We start from the raw sequence: 17431 nt of genomic DNA, 5'->3' as shown, positions 1-17431 counted from the left end.
ATGGAAAATTTGCAAGCTTGGTGGAAAGGCTTAGCCCTCAGAGAGCAGCAGCTTGTCGCCAGCTGTGGTGTGTTTGTCATTATTGGTATTTTATATTGGGGAATTTGGAGCCCGATTTCTTCAGCGGCTGAAAATGCTGAAATGAGGCACCAATCAGAGTTACAAACACTCAACTATGTCAAACAAACGGCTAATAAAATCGCAGGTTTGAAGCAATCAGGCTCGAAACCAACGTCAACTGGCAGCCTCAGTTCCGTGGTCAATCAGCTTGCGGGTCAATATAAGTTAGAAATCACACGAATGCAGCCTCAGGGTGATAAAATCCAGTTGTGGATGGATGATGTGCCTTTTGACAGCTTATTGAATTATTTACATGAGCTGGTTGAACAAAAAGGCTTAACTCTTGAAAGTGTGGATTTATCAGAGTCTGATGTGGCCGGTTTTGTCAAAGTACGTCGTATTCAGCTGTCTAAGTAAGCAGGTATTGTAGTGAGTTTGATTAAAAAAATAGTAATAGGCGTTGTTATTTATCTCGCCTTTATGGTGGCTTACATTCCTGCTAATTGGGTAGTAGGCATTGCGCCGTTACCTAATAACATAAAAGTGAGTGGTGTATCAGGCACGTTATGGCAAGGTCATGCTGAGCTGGTATCTATTGATCGTCGCATCATTGAACAAGTGAGCTGGGACATGAACCCATGGGCATTGTTTATTGGCCAAGTGAATCTTGATGTCAACATTGGTAATCGTGCGACAGCAGTCAGTGGACAAGGGGATATCACTTGGTCGTTATCAGGTATATCAGCTGAAAACTTACGTTTTGAAGCGCCAAATTCATTTTTGTTAGGTAATAGCCGTCTGCCATTCAGAACGAAAGTGAATGGTGATGTTAGCTTGATTGTTGAACGTCTTGAGCAAGGTGAGCCATGGTGTGAACAGCTGTCAGGTAAGTTATTTTTAAATCGTATTGATGTAAAAAACCAGTTTGGAGAGTATCCATTAGGTAACATTGCATTAGGGTTGAAGTGTATTGATGGCATGGTGCAGTTAAATACTGATGACACAATGAACCAAATGGGTATTGAAGGGATTGCAAGTTTAGGCGAAAGTAATCGCTTTTCTGTCAGCGCTAAAATTAAGCCAACACCAGAACAACCAGAAGATCTTACTCAAGCATTATCCTTCCTAGGTAAGCAAGATAGCCAAGGATATTACCCGATTAATTATAACGGCGTAATTCCAGGTATGTAGACTGGCAGCTTCAATAAAAAAGGCATGTTAATCACATGCCTTTTTTGTTTTTCATTCCAAAAGTAATCTACGCGTCGAGCAGATCCTGATGCAGCATTTGGTAATCATGAATGGCAGGGAAGTCGACAAAGTCTTTATGAGGTTTTTGGCTGTCAGGGTTGGATATACCAAGTTGATAACCAATTCCCGCTTTTTTCGACGCTTCTAAAATGTGCTCATTATCATCAACAAATAAACAACGGCTTGGATTAAGACTGAATTGACTAATTGCATGCTCCCAAAATTTAGGGTGCTCTTTAGGGTAGCCTGTTTCGTGGCTTGAAAAAGTTGCATCAAGTCCGTGTGCTAGTTCAGTATGTTCAAGTTTTAATGCTAAGCTTTTGGGATGAGCATTTGTCATTAATATCCGCTGTTTCCCTGCTGTTTTTAGTGCATTAAGAAAGGGCATACTGTCTTGACGCATTTGAATTCGCTCTGCCAAGGAATAATGCAAAGTTAAAATATCCAAACCAAGCTTTTCTTGCCAATAATCAATGCAATACCAATCTAATGTTCCTTCTACCTTTTGGTAAGATTGCTCGACTAATTGTTGCGCTTGAGTTACTGATATCTGCCGCTGTTGGCTCAATTGTTGTGGCACTAAAGATAACCAAAAGTGATTATCAAAGTGTAAATCGAGTAGGGTGCCATCCATATCGAGTAAAACTGTGTCTATCTTATGCCAAGGAAACATGAAAATTCCAGTTGTAGAATATAGCTAGGGTAGTAAGATTGTAACTTGTCTATCTAAATTCGTCATATATGAGGTTTGAATGACAACTCGGCATAAAAAGCCTGACATCCTTCATCGTGAAATAGTAGCAAAAAGTCGTCTATTTCAAATTGAGCAGCTGCACTTAAAGTTTTCTAATGGCGTAGAGCGTCAATATGAAAGAATGAGTGGCGGTAGCCGTGGTGCAGTAATGATTGTCCCTGTGCATCAAGGTCAATTATTGTTAGCCAAAGAATATGCCGCAGGTACCGATAATTATGAACTGGGTTTCCCTAAAGGCTTAATTGATCCTGGAGAAGAGGCCGCTGAAGCTGCTAACCGAGAGCTACAAGAGGAAATCGGTTTTGCCAGTAACAAACTGACTTTATTAAAAGAACTCAGTTTAGCGCCTGGCTACTTTGCCAGTAAAATGCAGATTTTTATTGCAGAAGACTTATATGAAAGTCGCCTTGAAGGTGATGAGCCTGAACCAATAGAGGTCATTCCATATCCTTTAGAAGATTGGCAAACCTTGCTTGAAGATGCTGACTTTTCTGAATCACGAAGTGTCAGTGCATTATTTCTTGCACAGCAGTTTTTAGCAAAATAGCGGTTATTAATTAAAATAAAAACAAAATATTAGCCGATGAAAGCTACTAAAAAAGCCTAAGTTGGACTAACTTGACAGTATTCAGCGTATTATTTGGCGATTGGAGTGGGTATGAAGCCAGAAGAAGTAATTGAACAAGTCATCAAAATTGCCACTGAAGCAGGGCAAAAAATTCGAGATATTTATGTCAAAGGTGACTTTGACAGAGAAATTAAGTCAGACAATACGCCTGTTACTTCAGCTGATTTAGCGGCAAATGAAATCATTTGTGCCGGCCTAGCAGCATTAACCCCAGATATTCCCGTTTTGAGTGAAGAAGCTGCCGATATTCCATTTGAAGAACGTGCTGAATGGCAGCGTTATTGGTTGGTTGATCCTTTAGACGGTACTGGTGAATTTATCGCCGGCAGCGGTGATTTTTCCGTTATTATCGCACTCGTTGAACATAATCGCCCTGTTATGGGGATTGTTTATGTGCCGATGACAAACGTTTGTTATTACGCCATTGCTGGGCTTGGGGCGTATAAGCGTGATACTAAGAATGAAGTTCGTATCATGAGCAGACAAATTGGTGACATTGAACAGTCAGGTTTGAAACTTGCAGTGAGTCGTCGTCAAGATCCGCAGTCAGTGCTTAAATTATTAAGTCATCCTAATAGTTGTGAGTTAGTGGTCCTTGGTGGCGCAGCGTTAAAGAGTTGCCTTGTTGCTGAAGGACGTGCCGATTGTTATGTACGCCTAGGCCCAACAGGTGAGTGGGATACTGGTGCTGCGCAAATTATTCTTGAAGAAGCTGGCGGTGCGTTAATGGATATCAATTTACAGCCAATGAGTTATAACGAACGAGAAACGCTCGAAAACCCTAACTTTATCGTTGTTGGCAGTCCAAGTTTAGCTTGGGATGATATTCTCACTAAATAATTTTTGTATTCGACTATGCCCTAAGCCCTCTACTGAGGGCTTTTTTGCGTCTGAACAAGCCTCATTATGATTATTGAGTGAATAAAAAATTATTATGAACATTGTTTTTTATTTTGTTTGTTGTTAGTTTAACCACATTAGTTAATTACAATAGGGATTATGATGGCGCGAAGGAAGGAACATACTCATGAAGAAATTAATGAGATGGCCATAGTTGCAGTCATGGAATACTTACAAGCAGCTTCGCTTGATGGTTTGTCACTTCGCAAAGTGGCCAGTCAAATAGGCTATGCACCTAGTACCTTAATTAATATCTATGGGTCATATCAACAATTACTCTTACGTGTTTCTGAGCGAGTTTTGGTGAACTTATACCAACACATAGCCGATCTTGATGTTGACTGCTCTCAAGATGAACCTATCGATATCATAGAAGCCATGGCACATGGATATTGCCAATTTGCTTTTGAACATAAGGCTGGCTTTAAGCTCGTGTTTGAAATTTCAGCGCCAGACAATGTGTCATTGTCATCTAGTCATCAGCACGCTATTGATTCATTATTTGGATTGATTTCGCAGCAGTTAAAACATGTTTTTGGAAAAGCGTCAGAACAACAAATTACATTAATGAGCCGAGTGTTATGGGGGGATTCATGGATTAACTTGCTTAGCGATTGATGGAAAGTTATTTACCACTGAAACCGAATTACCAGCAATGCTCAGTAGTCATGTACAAGGCTACATTTTAGGAATGACAAAAAACAAGGATGCAGCATGTTAATCACTAGACGATTCTTTCCCTATTTTGTTACTCAGTGTCTTGGGGCACTGAATGACAACATTTATAAAAATGTGCTGTTGCTATTGGTGACTTATAGCCAAGTTAACGAATTACCCATTAGCGTTAATATGTTTGTAAATCTGGCGGCGGGTGTTTTTATCTTACCTTTCTTTTTGTTTTCAGCCCACGCAGGTATGGTGGCTGATAATGTTGATAAAGCCATGCTCATACGACGATTAAAGTTGATTGAGTTTATTATCATGTCATGTGCTGCGGTCGCTATTTTGTCTCAAAGCTATTTGGTGATGTTATTACTCCTGTTTTTAATGGGCACGCAGTCTGCGTATTTTGGCCCTGTTAAATATTCTTTATTGCCACAAACGCTAAAAGAAAATGAACTTGTTACTGGTAATGCTTGGGTTGAGATGGGGACATTTATTTCAATTCTTGTGGGGACGTTATCTGCAGGGTTAATTGTGGCGAGTGATAATAGCTTAGTAGCTGCTTCTGCAACCGTTGTCACTCTTGCTGCAATTGGTTATCTATCAAGTCGAGCAATTCCAGCTTTACCACCTCAAGGCAAGATTGAAAAAATTCGCTTTACGCCACTTTCTGGTACTTGGCGCAGTATTGCTAAAGTGCGTCAAACCCCAAGTATTTGGATGGCAATTTTGGCCATCAGTTGGTTTTGGTTTTTAGGTGCAACTTATCTGACTCAATTTCCTAATTTTGCCAAGTTACACCTTCATGCTGATGCGACAGTGGTATCGCTATTACTGGCGTTATTTTCAATTGGCATTGCGGTAGGCTCGTGGATTTGTGAGCGAGTTTCTTATGGTCATGTTGAATTGGGCGTCATTCCATTTGGCGTGTTGGGGTTAACGGTATTTGGTGTGGATTTAATTTTTGCTATACCGCCAGCGCCGGTTGATTTGAGTACCGTGTATAGCTTTAGCACTTTTATTGCTGCATCACAGCATTATAGAGTCATGGCTGACTTATTTATGGTGGGCCTAAGTGGTGGACTGTTCATTGTTCCGTTATATGCCTTTATTCAGTCTAGAGCAGAAAAAGGCGAGTGCGCACAAGCTATAGCAGCAAATAATATTGTTAATGCCTTTTTCATGGTAACTGCTGCGGTGTTATCCATCGTATTGCTTGGGCTCTTAGAATGGAGCATTCCACAGTTATTCTTATTACTTGCAGCCTTGAATACTGTGGTGGCTTTGTATGTTTATTCACAGGTGCCTGAGTTTGCTCAACGCTTTGTGAGCTATATTCTTAGCCATGTCATGTACCGAGTTAACGTAACAGGCCGTGAACATATTTCAGCTCAGGGAGCAGGTGTTATTGTGTGTAACCATGTGAGTTACGTTGATGCACTGATTATTATGGGATCTTCAACGCGACCGATGCGTTTTGTTATGGATAAGTCTATTAGTGAAATACCACTTTTAAAATATTTGTTCCGTCATGCTGGTGTTATTCCGATTTGTTCGCCAAAACAATGTGAAAAGACCTATGAGCAGGCATTTGAACACATTCATCAAGCGCTGAATAACGAAGAGCTTGTGTGTATTTTTCCTGAAGGTCGATTATCCGCCGATGGCGATATTGCTGAGTTTAGACCTGGTATTGAAAGAATCCTAGCTGCTGACCCTGTATCCGTCACACCAATGGCGTTAAAAGGCTTATGGGGATCATACTTTAGCCATAAAGGTGGTCATGCTTTAACGACGAGACCAAAGCGTTTCTGGTCGAGAGTTGAAGTCAACATTGGTGAGACTGTAAATGGAGTTGAATTAGGTCGCCATGGTTTGCATCAGCAGGTAAGTGAGTTGTTTGAGCGCAAGTCATAAAGGGTCAATGACCCGATAACGTATATGCTCATGGCAGAGTGCTGAATGTGTGTTGTGACATTCATTCTGGCGAAACAAAAAACGGCTACCGAGTAAGGTAGCCGTTTCACAATATTGATAATTACTAACGTTAATATGCAGCGGTTAAGCTTTTCCAGTTTTTCTTTTGAGCTAACAGGCGTGCTTTTAACTCTTCAACTTGCAGGTTTAGCTGCTGGACGCTCAATTCTTTGCGCTTGGCTTCTAGTAAACTCTTTTTAGCTTGATAGTATTCCATCAAGTGCTGCTTCATGAGTTCATATTCAGCTTGGAAATTAGCAATGATCTCGTCACAGTTAGGTAAATGCGCCACTTTGTCCTGAGCTCTAAGTAATTGCATTTGTAATTTGGCACTTTCTATTCGTTCTTGAGGAACCACTCTTAAATCACTTGCAAGGCCAACCCATTGCATCGACTTAATGAGCCATTTTGTTGGGTCGTAATGCCACCATTTAATGCCATTGCGGTAATCATTTTCGAAAATATGATGGAAGTTATGATAACCCTCGCCATAGGTTAATAATGCGATAACACCATTATCTCGAGCCGTATTTTTATTGGTATATGGCTGACTGCCCCAAATGTGAGCCAGTGAGTTAATAAAGAAAGTACAGTGATGTACGACAACCAAGCGAAGTAATCCTGCCATTAATACCATTGAAATAATGTCACCATTTAACCAGCCTAAAAATGCAGGCAGGCCAATATTCATTAAGACAACCAATGATAAGTAGTGTTTGTGCTGCCACATAACAATGGCATCTTTTTGTAAATCACGAACATTGTTGTAGTCATGGTAGCGACTAGCTTGGTACTCGCGTAGCATCCAACCAATATGGCTGTACCAAAACCCCTTTTTAGCAGAGTAAGGATCTTTATCGTTGTTATCGACGTGCTTATGATGAACTCGATGATCAGAAGACCAATGCAGCGCACTATTTTGTAGTGCAAGAGCTCCGCCCAACGCAAATAAGAATCGCATGACAGGATGTGCTTTATAAGCTTTATGGGACCAAAGGCGATGATACCCCGCAGTAATCGATAAGCCACTTGCAAAAGCAAGCACGACAAATGCTATCCATTCGATGGCCTCAAATCCATGGGTCATGCCACGCCATGGAACCAAAGTAATAGCGCCTAATAGCGTGAGTGCAAATAGTGATGTGTTTAACCAAATAATCGGTGGTTTTTTCATTAAGATAATCCAAAAATCTTATTGGGCGTACAGTTGTACGCTAATTTAACTTACCCTCAATATATGGTCAACCCTTATGGGGCTGTGTTTCTTTGTTAAAAACGGTATTATCTGTGCACTATCATTTACTAAATGGATCTTTACATGGGTGTAAGAGCATTACAGAAAGAAAAAACCCGTCGTGCATTGGTAGATGCCGCTTTTAATCAACTCAGTGCTGAGCGTAGCTTTTCAAGCTTAAGTTTACGTGAGGTTGCAAGAGAGGCTGGCATAGCGCCAACTTCTTTTTACCGTCACTTTAAAGACATGAATGAACTCGGTTTAACCATGGTCGATGAAGGTGGTCTGACATTGCGACAAATGATGCGTAAAGGTCGCCAGCGTGCCGAAGCAGGTGGCAGTGTTATTCGTATCTCAGTTGATACTTTCATTGAAGTGCTAGAATCAAATCCCAATGTTTTTCGTATTCTTCTGCATGAACGTTCAGGGACTTCTGCGGCATTTCGTGCTGCTGTTGCGAGAGAGATTGAGCACTTTATTTCGGAGTTGTCTCATTACACTGAAGCTACCGCTGGTAGAACACCTATGTTAGCGAGAGTTCAAGCTGAAGCCTTAGTGACCTTAGTGTTTAATGCTGGCGCATCGGCATTAGATATGAAACGAGCTGATAGAAAAGTATTAGCGGATCATTTGGTTTTACAATTACGCATGGTTGCTAAAGGTGCTGAAGCGCTACAGCATAAAGTAGAAACTAAATAAATTAAGCTATTAGGCAATAAAAAGGCGATGCTGTTTACACAGCATCGCCTTTTTATTGCAGTGTGATTATTTACGCTCTAAAAGTACACCTGATTCCATATGATCGGTATATGGGAATTGGTCGAACAGTGCAAATCGAGTGATTTTATGTGTTTCACTCAGTTTGGTTAAGTTTGCTTTCAACGTGTCAGGGTTGCACGAAATATACAAAATTCGGTCATAGTTTTGCATTAAGCTAAGCGTATTGTCGTCAATACCTGCACGCGGCGGGTCAACAAATATGGTATTACAGTTATAACTGTCTAAATCGATACCTTCTAAACGACGATAGCGACGTTTTTTAGCCATTGCATCACTAAAATCTTCAGCTGACATTCTGATAATTTGAAGATTATCGACATCATTAATAGCAATGTTATATTGCGCAGCGTCCACAGAAGGCTTTGCTAGCTCAGTTGCTAATACACGTTCAAAGTTTTGCGCTAACGCAATTGAAAAATTGCCATTACCACAATAAAGCTCTAATAAATCACCCGTACTATTTTGAGTCGTTGAAATAGCCCATTCAAGCATTTTAACTGACACTTTAGCATTAGGTTGAGTAAAGCTATTTTCAATTTGTTTATACTGTAAATCTTTACCATTGACAGTTAAGGACTCAACCACGAAATCTTTATCTAAATCAATTTTTTGTTTGCGGGCACGACCGATAAAATTCACATTGAACTTTTTAGATAGACGTTGCTTCATGAGTTCAGCTTCTTCTCGCCATTCATCATTCAATTGACGATGATAAAGAAGTGAGACTAAGATCTCTCCACTAAGAGTAGATAAAAAATCGACCTGGAATAATTTAAAGCGAAGTGCATGGTTTGGACGAAGTTCTTCCATCAATGCTGTCATCATCTCATTGATAAGCACTCCAGCAGGTAAGTATTGCTCGCAACGAACTTTTTCATTCAATGCTTTGTCAAACATGTAATAGTATAAGTCGTCACCATCATGCCAGACTCGAAATTCCGCTCGCATACGGTAGTGAGCTGGCTCAGATCCAAAAACTTCTAAACTTGGCGGAGTAAACTCAGCAAAGGCAGCTTCAAGCTTGATACGTTTTTGTTCGAGTTGCGCATCATAGTTCTTAGGATCCATTGCTGCTAAATTCATTTTGTTCCACCATATGCTGTAAAATAAGGGCGCAAATATTATACTACACACCGCTGATGTCCAGTAGAACGGCGAAGTCTTAGAATATTAACAACAGAAATCGATGAATTTCACTTATTAACCCCATTCAATGGAGATTAACTTGGGCGGTCCCATACTCATTTTCGATTCAGGCATAGGTGGCTTATCCGTGTTTGAACATGTCCATAAAAAATTGTCTCAGCATGATATCTATTACTTATTTGATAATGCGCGTTTGCCATATGGAGATTTAAGTGAACAAGAGTTAATTGATGGCTGCGTTAAGTTAGTTGTTACACAAGCAAAACAGTTAAACGCTTCGATAGTTGTTGTGGCCTGTAATAGTGCAAGTACCTTGGTGTTACCTGAACTAAGAAAACAACTTAGTATTCCAGTTGTTGGTGTCGTGCCAGCAATAAAACCAGCAGCACAACAAACCACAAGCCAGCATATTGCATTGCTTGCTACACCAGGCACTGTTAATAGAGCCTATACCCAAGAATTGATAACTGAATTTGCGGGTGGTTGCCAAGTAGATTTAATTGGCTCTTCTGAATTAGTACTAATAGCAGAAGACAAAGCGGGACGAAAATGTGTTGATATAAAGAAAATTGAACAGATTTTACAGCCTATTCGAAACTCATCTATTGATACCGTGGTGTTGGGCTGCACTCATTTTCCGTTTTTACGCCAAGAAATAGCACAAGTTTTAGGTGCTAAAATATTACTACTTGATTCAGGTAGTGCGATTGCTACACGAGTGTTGTTTTTGATAGGTAGTCAAAGTAAGAGTCAGAATTGTGATGTGATTTTAAAAGCTGGGTATACAGCTGAGATTGGGGATGGGCTAAAACAGACATTAACTGACTATGGCTTTACACAACTTGAGTGTCTTTCCATAGCCAGCTAACGATATAACTAATCTTTATTTTGATCCGCTGGATCTGATTCTTGTGATTTAGCTTCTCTTACTTTTAAAGTACGTTCTTGGAAACTGTAATCGTTTAGTTTGTTCATCGCCTTTTTAGCACCGGCTTCTGACATCTCAACGAAACCAAAACCTTTACGGCGACCTGTTTTTCTATCTCTCACTAAGCGTACTGAATTGACAGGACCATACTCCCCGAAAAGACTCTTCACTTCACCTTCATGTACACGGTATGGCAAGTTACCCACATACAGTGTCATAGTTGGGCCAACATAAGGCTCATTTGAAGCCGCTGCGGTTGAAGTAGGAACGAAAGTAAAAATAAGACTAGCTAACATTGCACCTGCAATAAAAGATATAACAAGTTGAACATTACTAGATAGAGCATAAATGATAACTGCGCCAATGAGCGCTGTAACTAAGGTAATAACAAATGACTTCTGCATAAGTTTATCTCTAATAAAAATGAAAAATGATAAATAACTGTTAAAAAGCATAGCTATGGTAATGAATTATTTGCGCTTTCACCATACTCTGACGAAAAAATGACCTTAAAACACCATAATTAGTTCATAACAAGTCAGGGAAATAGAATAAAACTGCTATAAAAACAGTCATAATAGTTAAAAATAAAACGATCTGCACAAAAGATCCTCATTCGATCTGAATATTTGCAAAAAGCCCTTGCACGGTTTCATAATCTCCCTATAATGCGCATCCACTGACACGGCAAACCACGCAATAGCATGGTGTACACGCCAAATCAGTTCACTGAAAAGTGACGCTGAAAAGAGTTTTTAAATTAGTTTAAAAATCACTTGACGCGATACGGGAATTGCGTAAAATACGCATCCCTAGCCACTCGGGCTTACCGAGATGCGCTAATGCTCTTTAACAATTTATCAAGTAATCTGTGTGGACACTCACAGGTGTTGAGTTAATCGAAATTGCTCACTCTTTCTCGTAAAGAATGCAGCAATCAAAATTATTATCAATGTAACGATGAGTGTTCATAGCAATATGTAACAAACAGTATGTAGATTCTTCCGAGTCTGCATAATGTAATCAGAATTCATTGAGCCGAGACTTAGTCTCAAAAAACTTTAATTGAAGAGTTTGATCATGGCTCAGATTGAACGCTGGCGGCAGGCCTAACACATGCAAGTCGAGCGGTAACAGAAAGTAGCTTGCTACTTTGCTGACGAGCGGCGGACGGGTGAGTAATGCCTAGGAATCTGCCCAGTCGAGGGGGATAACAGTTGGAAACGACTGCTAATACCGCATACGCCCTACGGGGGAAAGGAGGGGACCTTCGGGCCTTTCGCGATTGGATGAACCTAGGTGGGATTAGCTAGTTGGTAAGGTAATGGCTTACCAAGGCGACGATCCCTAGCTGTTCTGAGAGGATGATCAGCCACACTGGGACTGAGACACGGCCCAGACTCCTACGGGAGGCAGCAGTGGGGAATATTGCACAATGGGGGAAACCCTGATGCAGCCATGCCGCGTGTGTGAAGAAGGCCTTCGGGTTGTAAAGCACTTTCAGTAGGGAGGAAAGGTAGCAGCTTAATACGTTGTTGCTGTGACGTTACCTACAGAAGAAGGACCGGCTAACTTCGTGCCAGCAGCCGCGGTAATACGAGGGGTCCAAGCGTTAATCGGAATTACTGGGCGTAAAGCGTACGCAGGCGGTTCATTAAGCCAGATGTGAAATCCCCGGGCTCAACCTGGGAATTGCATTTGGAACTGGTGAACTAGAGTCTTGTAGAGGGGGTAGAATTTCAGGTGTAGCGGTGAAATGCGTAGAGATCTGAAGGAATACCGGTGGCGAAGGCGGCCCCCTGGACAAAGACTGACGCTCATGTACGAAAGCGTGGGGAGCAAACAGGATTAGATACCCTGGTAGTCCACGCCGTAAACGATGTCTACTCGGAGTTTGGTGCCTTGAGCACTGGGCTCCCAAGCTAACGCATTAAGTAGACCGCCTGGGGAGTACGGCCGCAAGGTTAAAACTCAAATGAATTGACGGGGGCCCGCACAAGCGGTGGAGCATGTGGTTTAATTCGATGCAACGCGAAGAACCTTACCTACTCTTGACATCCAGAGAACTTTTCAGAGATGAATTGGTGCCTTCGGGAACTCTGAGACAGGTGCTGCATGGCTGTCGTCAGCTCGTGTTGTGAAATGTTGGGTTAAGTCCCGCAACGAGCGCAACCCCTATCCTTATTTGCCAGCGCGTAATGGCGGGAACTCTAGGGAGACTGCCGGTGATAAACCGGAGGAAGGTGGGGACGACGTCAAGTCATCATGGCCCTTACGAGTAGGGCTACACACGTGCTACAATGGCGAGTACAGAGGGTTGCAAAGCCGCAAGGTCTAGCTAATCTCATAAAGCTCGTCGTAGTCCGGATTGGAGTCTGCAACTCGACTCCATGAAGTCGGAATCGCTAGTAATCGTAGATCAGAATGCTACGGTGAATACGTTCCCGGGCCTTGTACACACCGCCCGTCACACCATGGGAGTGGGCTGCACCAGAAGTAGATAGTCTAACCTTCGGGAGGACGTTTACCACGGTGTGGTTCATGACTGGGGTGAAGTCGTAACAAGGTAGCCCTAGGGGAACCTGGGGCTGGATCACCTCCTTACCTATACGACTAACTTGATGTTTGTTGAGTGTTCACACAGATTACTTGATAGAAAGTAAGAGCAAATTACGTTGGGTCTGTAGCTCAGCTGGTTAGAGCGCACCCCTGATAAGGGTGAGGTCGGTGGTTCAAGTCCACTCTGACCCACCAAAATCTTTGTTTTCTCCTAAACAAGATTTTGTATTAACGTAAGTTTGTTTGACTGCATGTAAATGGGGCTATAGCTCAGCTGGGAGAGCGCCTGCCTTGCACGCAGGAGGTCTGCGGTTCGATCCCGCATAGCTCCACCATTTACTTGCTCATGGATAGAGACGCCAAAGATAAAACGACAGTTTTATCTTTGGCTTTTTTAAGCCCGCTCTTTAACAATTTGGAAAGCTGATAGTATTTAATACGATGATGTCTGTCGTTGTATTAATTACAAATCGTATTACTGAGAAGTTAATCCCTTTTTAGTAATACATTGAGTTCTCAAAACACTTTATTAAGTGTCTTGAATATTCTAAAACTAAGGCGAATTTGTGTAGTGTTAATTCACATGCAAATTATGTAATAAACCAGCTAGTTACGGTACAACTTGAGTTTCTTTGAAACTTATTTGGGTTGTATGGTTAAGTGACTAAGCGTATACGGTGGATGCCTTGGCAGTCAGAGGCGATGAAGGACGTAGTAACTTGCGAAAAGCGTTGGCGAGCTAGTAACAAGCATTTGAGCTAACGATGTCCGAATGGGGAAACCCGGCCACATAAGTGGTCATCATACAGTGAATACATAGCTGTATGAGGCGAACTCGGGGAACTGAAACATCTAAGTACCCGAAGGAAAAGAAATCAACCGAGATTCCCCTAGTAGCGGCGAGCGAACGGGGATTAGCCCTTAAGTCTATGGGGTGTTAGTGGAATGTGTTGGAAAGCACAGCGGCACAGGGTGATAGCCCCGTACACGAAAACTAACCATAGATGAAATCGAGTAAGGCGGGACACGTGACATCCTGTTTGAATATGGGGGGACCATCCTCCAAGGCTAAATACTCCTGACTGACCGATAGTGAACCAGTACCGTGAGGGAAAGGCGAAAAGAACCCCTGTGAGGGGAGTGAAATAGAACCTGAAACCGTATACGTACAAGCAGTGGGAGCGGTTCTTGAGACCGTGACTGCGTACCTTTTGTATAATGGGTCAGCGACTTACGTTTTGTAGCGAGGTTAAGCGAATAGCGGAGCCGTAGGGAAACCGAGTGTTAACTGCGCGTTTAGTTGCAAGGCGTAGACCCGAAACCGAGTGATCTAGCCATGGGCAGGTTGAAGGTTGAGTAACATCAACTGGAGGACCGAACCGACTAATGTTGAAAAATTAGCGGATGACTTGTGGCTGGGGGTGAAAGGCCAATCAAACTCGGAGATATCTGGTTCTCCTCGAAAGCTATTTAGGTAGCGCCTCGAGCGAATACCACTGGGGGTAGAGCACTGTTAAGGCTAGGGGGTCATCCCGACTTACCAACCCTTTGCAAACTCCGAATACCAGTGAGTACTACTCGGGAGACAGACGGCGGGTGCTAACGTCCGTCGTCAAAAGGGAAACAACCCAGACCATCAGCTAAGGTCCCAAAGTTATTGCTAAGTGGGAAACGATGTGGGAAGGCTTAGACAGCTAGGATGTTGGCTTAGAAGCAGCCATCATTTAAAGAAAGCGTAATAGCTCACTAGTCGAGTCGGCCTGCGCGGAAGATTTAACGGGGCTAAGCAATACACCGAAGCTATGGGTTTGCTCTTAGGAGCAAGCGGTAGAGGAGCGTTCTGTAAGCGGTTGAAGGTGAAGGGGTAACCCACACTGGACGTATCAGAAGTGCGAATGCTGACATGAGTAACGATAATGGGGGTGAAAAACCCCCACGCCGAAAGACCAAGGGTTCCTGTCCAACGTTAATCGGGGCAGGGTGAGTCGACCCCTAAGGCGAGGCTGAAAGGCGTAGTCGATGGGAAACAGGTCAATATTCCTGTACTTTTGCTAACTGCGATGGAGAGACGGAGAAGGCTAGGCTAGCGCGGCGTTGGTTGTCCGCGTTTAAGGTTGTAGGCTGTTCACTTAGGCAAATCCGGGTGAACATTAGGCTGAGAGCTGATGACGAGCCGCTAAGGCGGTGAAGTAGTTGATGCCATGCTTCCAGGAAAATCTTCTAAGCTTCAGGTTAGTAGGAATCGTACCCCAAACCGACACAGGTGGTCGGGTAGAGAATACCAAGGCGCTTGAGAGAACTCGGCTGAAGGAACTAGGCAAAATGGTACCGTAACTTCGGGAGAAGGTACGCTCCTGACGGTGATGAGACTTGCTCTCTAAGCTGTTGGGAGTCGCAGATACCAGGTGGCTGCAACTGTTTATCAAAAACACAGTACTGTGCAAAATCGCAAGATGACGTATACGGTATGACGCCTGCCCGGTGCTTGAAGGTTAATTGATTGGGTTATCTTCGGAGAAGCTCATGATCGAAGCCCAAGTAAACGGCGGCCGTAACTATAACGGTCCTAAGGTAGCGAAATTCCTTGTCGGGTAAGTTCCGACCTGCACGAATGGCGTAATGATGGCCACGCTGTCTCCAGCCGAGACTCAGTGAAGTTGAAATTGCGGTGAAGATGCCGTATACCCGCGGCTAGACGGAAAGACCCCGTGAACCTTTACTATAGCTTGGCACTGAACATTGAACCTACATGTGTAGGATAGGTGGGAGACTTTGAAGCTCAATCGCTAGATGGAGTGGAGTCAATCTTGAAATACCACCCTTGTAGTTTTGATGTTCTAACCGCGGCCCCTAATCGGGGTTCGGGACAGTGCCTGGTGGGTAGTTTGACTGGGGCGGTCTCCTCCCAAAGAGTAACGGAGGAGCACGAAGGTTGGCTAAGTACGGTCGGACATCGTACGGTTAGTGCAATGGCATAAGCCAGCTTAACTGCGAGACATACACGTCGAGCAGGTACGAAAGTAGGTCATAGTGATCCGGTGGTTCTGTATGGAAGGGCCATCGCTCAACGGATAAAAGGTACTCCGGGGATAACAGGCTGATACCGCCCAAGAGTTCATATCGACGGCGGTGTTTGGCACCTCGATGTCGGCTCATCACATCCTGGGGCTGAAGTCGGTCCCAAGGGTATGGCTGTTCGCCATTTAAAGTGGTACGCGAGCTGGGTTCAGAACGTCGTGAGACAGTTCGGTCCCTATCTGCCGTGGGCGTTGGATGATTGAAGGAAGCTGCTCCTAGTACGAGAGGACCGGAGTGGACGAACCGCTGGTGTTCGGGTTGTTATGCCAATAGCATTGCCCGGTAGCTACGTTCGGAATCGATAACCGCTGAAAGCATCTAAGCGGGAAGCGAGTCCTAAGATGAGTCATCCCTAGGAATTTAATTCCTCTAAAGAGCCGTTCGAGACTAGGACGTTGATAGGCAGGGTGTGTAAGCGTTGTGAGGCGTTGAGCTAACCTGTACTAATGACTCGTGAGGCTTAACCATACAACCCAGATGAGTTTTTATCTGAGTTGATGGTAACTAGATTTATTACTTACTGTGAAGGTAAGACTTAGTGAAGATTATAAAGCGCTTAATAAAGTAGAAAACTCAAAGAAACAAACAGCTTTCCGAATTTAGTTAATTGCGATAAGCGATTAACACCGAATTTGCTTGGTGACAATAGCATTGTGGTCCCACCTGATCCCATCCCGAACTCAGTAGTGAAACGCAATCGCGCCGATGATAGTGTGGGGTCTCCCCATGTGAAAGTAGGTCATCGCCAAGCGCCTAATTTCTCTTTTAAGAGAGTCAAGAAAGCCCTGACTTAATAGTCAGGGCTTTTTTCGTATATAGTTAGTCAAAATTTAGTACAGCGAAAGACAGTGTGGACGATATGCCCATGTGAAAGTCGGTCATTGCCAAGCGCCTAATTTCTCTTTTAAGAGAGCTGATAGCCCGTTACTGACGTAACGGGCTTTTTTGTGTCTGATTGTTAAGTGAATTGAGTGTAGCGAAAGACTGTGTGGACGATATGCCCATGTGAAAGTAGGTCACTACCAAGTGCCTAATTTCTCTTTTAAGAGAGTAGATAGCCCGTTACTCACGTAGCGGGTTTTTTGTGTCTGATTGTTAAGTAACTTGAGTGCAGCGAAATACAGTGTGGACGATATGTCCATGTAAAAGTAGGCCATTACTGAGCGCCTAATTTCACTCGTAAGAGAGCAGATAGCCCGTTACTTACGTAAAGGGCTTTTGTGTCTGTTGTTAAGTAACTTGAGTACAGCAAAAACTGTATGGACTATATGCCCATGTAAAAGTAGGCTATTGCTGAGCGCCTAATTTCTCTTTTTAAGAGAGCAGATAGCCAGTGACTAACTCAATGGTTTTTTCGTGTCTAAATGATAAATGATAAATGATCTTAGTATTGTGAAAGATAGTGTGAATGATATGCCTATAGTTTAAAAGACTTTATGCGGACTGTTAGGAGGTGTCATTAATAGAAACAGC

12 protein-coding genes, 2 tRNA genes and 3 rRNA genes are annotated in these 17431 nt (G+C 42.9%); 13 read left to right on the top strand and 4 right to left on the bottom strand.

The annotated features are described in order from the left end of the window. Both ACGEDC_RS07490 and ACGEDC_RS07485 read left to right on the top strand, forming a co-directional pair. The gene (locus ACGEDC_RS07490; protein WP_055024206.1) at positions 1-477 is read left to right on the top strand and encodes a type II secretion system protein M; all 477 of its coding nucleotides are present in this window, start codon (positions 1-3) and stop codon (positions 475-477) included. 12 nt (positions 478-489) lie between these two features. Beyond that, entirely contained in the window at positions 490-1251 is a 762-nt protein-coding gene (locus ACGEDC_RS07485) for a type II secretion system protein N (RefSeq protein WP_055024207.1), read from the top strand. Positions 1252-1318: 67 nt separating this feature from the next. On the opposite strand, the gene yrfG is transcribed toward ACGEDC_RS07485, so the two are convergent. Beyond that, entirely contained in the window at positions 1319-1984 is a 666-nt protein-coding gene (gene yrfG, locus ACGEDC_RS07480) for a GMP/IMP nucleotidase (RefSeq protein ID WP_394497426.1), read from the bottom strand. Positions 1985-2063: 79 nt separating this feature from the next. On the opposite strand from yrfG, the gene nudE reads away from it, so the two are divergent. From nudE to ACGEDC_RS07460, 4 genes are all read left to right on the top strand, one after another. Continuing rightward, positions 2064-2612: an ADP compounds hydrolase NudE gene (gene nudE, locus ACGEDC_RS07475; RefSeq protein WP_055024209.1), complete on the top strand. Its 549-nt coding sequence runs from the start codon at positions 2064-2066 to the stop codon at positions 2610-2612. Positions 2613-2723: 111 nt separating this feature from the next. Then, positions 2724-3533, top strand: a complete 810-nt coding sequence (cysQ, locus tag ACGEDC_RS07470) for a 3'(2'),5'-bisphosphate nucleotidase CysQ (protein ID WP_394497423.1) — start codon at positions 2724-2726, stop codon at positions 3531-3533. Between the two features lie 162 nt (positions 3534-3695). Next, positions 3696-4211, top strand: a complete 516-nt coding sequence (locus tag ACGEDC_RS07465; RefSeq protein WP_394497421.1) for a TetR/AcrR family transcriptional regulator — start codon at positions 3696-3698, stop codon at positions 4209-4211. 96 nt (positions 4212-4307) lie between these two features. Next, complete coding sequence (locus ACGEDC_RS07460; protein WP_394497419.1) at positions 4308-6173, top strand: MFS transporter; 1866 nt, start codon at positions 4308-4310, stop codon at positions 6171-6173. Between the two features lie 130 nt (positions 6174-6303). Here the strand turns inward: ACGEDC_RS07460 and ACGEDC_RS07455 are convergent, their stop codons facing one another. Then, on the bottom strand, positions 6304-7407 hold the full coding sequence (locus ACGEDC_RS07455) for an acyl-CoA desaturase (protein ID WP_119969492.1): 1104 nt from the start codon (positions 7405-7407) through the stop codon (positions 6304-6306). Positions 7408-7551: 144 nt separating this feature from the next. Between ACGEDC_RS07455 and fabR the strand changes: the two genes are divergently transcribed. Continuing rightward, a complete protein-coding gene (gene fabR / locus ACGEDC_RS07450) occupies positions 7552-8166 on the top strand; it encodes an HTH-type transcriptional repressor FabR (RefSeq protein WP_055024214.1) in 615 nt (204 codons plus the stop codon). A 66-nt stretch (positions 8167-8232) separates the two neighbouring features. Here the strand turns inward: fabR and trmA are convergent, their stop codons facing one another. After that, a complete protein-coding gene (gene trmA, locus ACGEDC_RS07445; RefSeq protein WP_394497416.1) occupies positions 8233-9330 on the bottom strand; it encodes a tRNA (uridine(54)-C5)-methyltransferase TrmA in 1098 nt (365 codons plus the stop codon). 142 nt (positions 9331-9472) lie between these two features. Between trmA and murI the strand changes: the two genes are divergently transcribed. Then, positions 9473-10261, top strand: a complete 789-nt coding sequence (murI, locus tag ACGEDC_RS07440) for a glutamate racemase (protein ID WP_394497414.1) — start codon at positions 9473-9475, stop codon at positions 10259-10261. An 8-nt stretch (positions 10262-10269) separates the two neighbouring features. On the opposite strand, the gene ACGEDC_RS07435 is transcribed toward murI, so the two are convergent. Further along, complete coding sequence (locus ACGEDC_RS07435; RefSeq protein ID WP_055024226.1) at positions 10270-10725, bottom strand: RNA recognition motif domain-containing protein; 456 nt, start codon at positions 10723-10725, stop codon at positions 10270-10272. A 658-nt stretch (positions 10726-11383) separates the two neighbouring features. Here ACGEDC_RS07435 and ACGEDC_RS07430 point away from each other — a divergent pair. The 5 genes from ACGEDC_RS07430 to rrf all read left to right on the top strand — a co-directional run bounded on the left by ACGEDC_RS07430 (position 11384) and on the right by rrf (position 16709). Next, a 16S ribosomal RNA gene (locus tag ACGEDC_RS07430) occupies positions 11384-12925 on the top strand. A gap of 73 nt (positions 12926-12998) precedes the next feature. Continuing rightward, positions 12999-13075, top strand: a tRNA-Ile gene (locus tag ACGEDC_RS07425). 64 nt (positions 13076-13139) lie between these two features. Further along, a tRNA-Ala gene (locus ACGEDC_RS07420) sits at positions 13140-13215 on the top strand. Positions 13216-13534: 319 nt separating this feature from the next. Continuing rightward, positions 13535-16426, top strand: a 23S ribosomal RNA gene (locus ACGEDC_RS07415). Between the two features lie 167 nt (positions 16427-16593). Beyond that, positions 16594-16709, top strand: a 5S ribosomal RNA gene (rrf, locus tag ACGEDC_RS07410). Together the 16S, 23S and 5S rRNA genes with 2 tRNA genes alongside form the textbook arrangement of a ribosomal RNA operon. Positions 16710-17431: the final 722 nt, after the last annotated feature.

The sequence above is a fragment of the Shewanella sp. ENK2 genome (assembly GCF_043568515.1).
Lineage (GTDB): Bacteria > Pseudomonadota > Gammaproteobacteria > Enterobacterales > Shewanellaceae > Shewanella > Shewanella japonica.
This window is presented reverse-complemented; position numbering and strand designations above follow the sequence as displayed.

Bases quoted from the DNA above. Each gene is read 5' to 3' on its own strand.
- ACGEDC_RS07490 (WP_055024206.1), top strand. From the start codon at position 1: ATGGAAAATTTGCAAGCTTGGTGGAAAGGCTTAGCCCTCAGAGAGCAG.
- yrfG (WP_394497426.1), bottom strand. From the start codon at position 1,984: ATGTTTCCTTGGCATAAGATAGACACAGTTTTACTCGATATGGATGGC.
- nudE (WP_055024209.1), top strand. From the start codon at position 2,064: ATGACAACTCGGCATAAAAAGCCTGACATCCTTCATCGTGAAATAGTA.
- cysQ (WP_394497423.1), top strand. From the start codon at position 2,724: ATGAAGCCAGAAGAAGTAATTGAACAAGTCATCAAAATTGCCACTGAA.
- ACGEDC_RS07465 (WP_394497421.1), top strand. From the start codon at position 3,696: ATGGCGCGAAGGAAGGAACATACTCATGAAGAAATTAATGAGATGGCC.
- ACGEDC_RS07460 (WP_394497419.1), top strand. From the start codon at position 4,308: ATGTTAATCACTAGACGATTCTTTCCCTATTTTGTTACTCAGTGTCTT.
- ACGEDC_RS07455 (WP_119969492.1), bottom strand. From the start codon at position 7,407: ATGAAAAAACCACCGATTATTTGGTTAAACACATCACTATTTGCACTC.
- fabR (WP_055024214.1), top strand. From the start codon at position 7,552: ATGGGTGTAAGAGCATTACAGAAAGAAAAAACCCGTCGTGCATTGGTA.
- trmA (WP_394497416.1), bottom strand. From the start codon at position 9,330: ATGAATTTAGCAGCAATGGATCCTAAGAACTATGATGCGCAACTCGAA.
- ACGEDC_RS07435 (WP_055024226.1), bottom strand. From the start codon at position 10,725: ATGCAGAAGTCATTTGTTATTACCTTAGTTACAGCGCTCATTGGCGCA.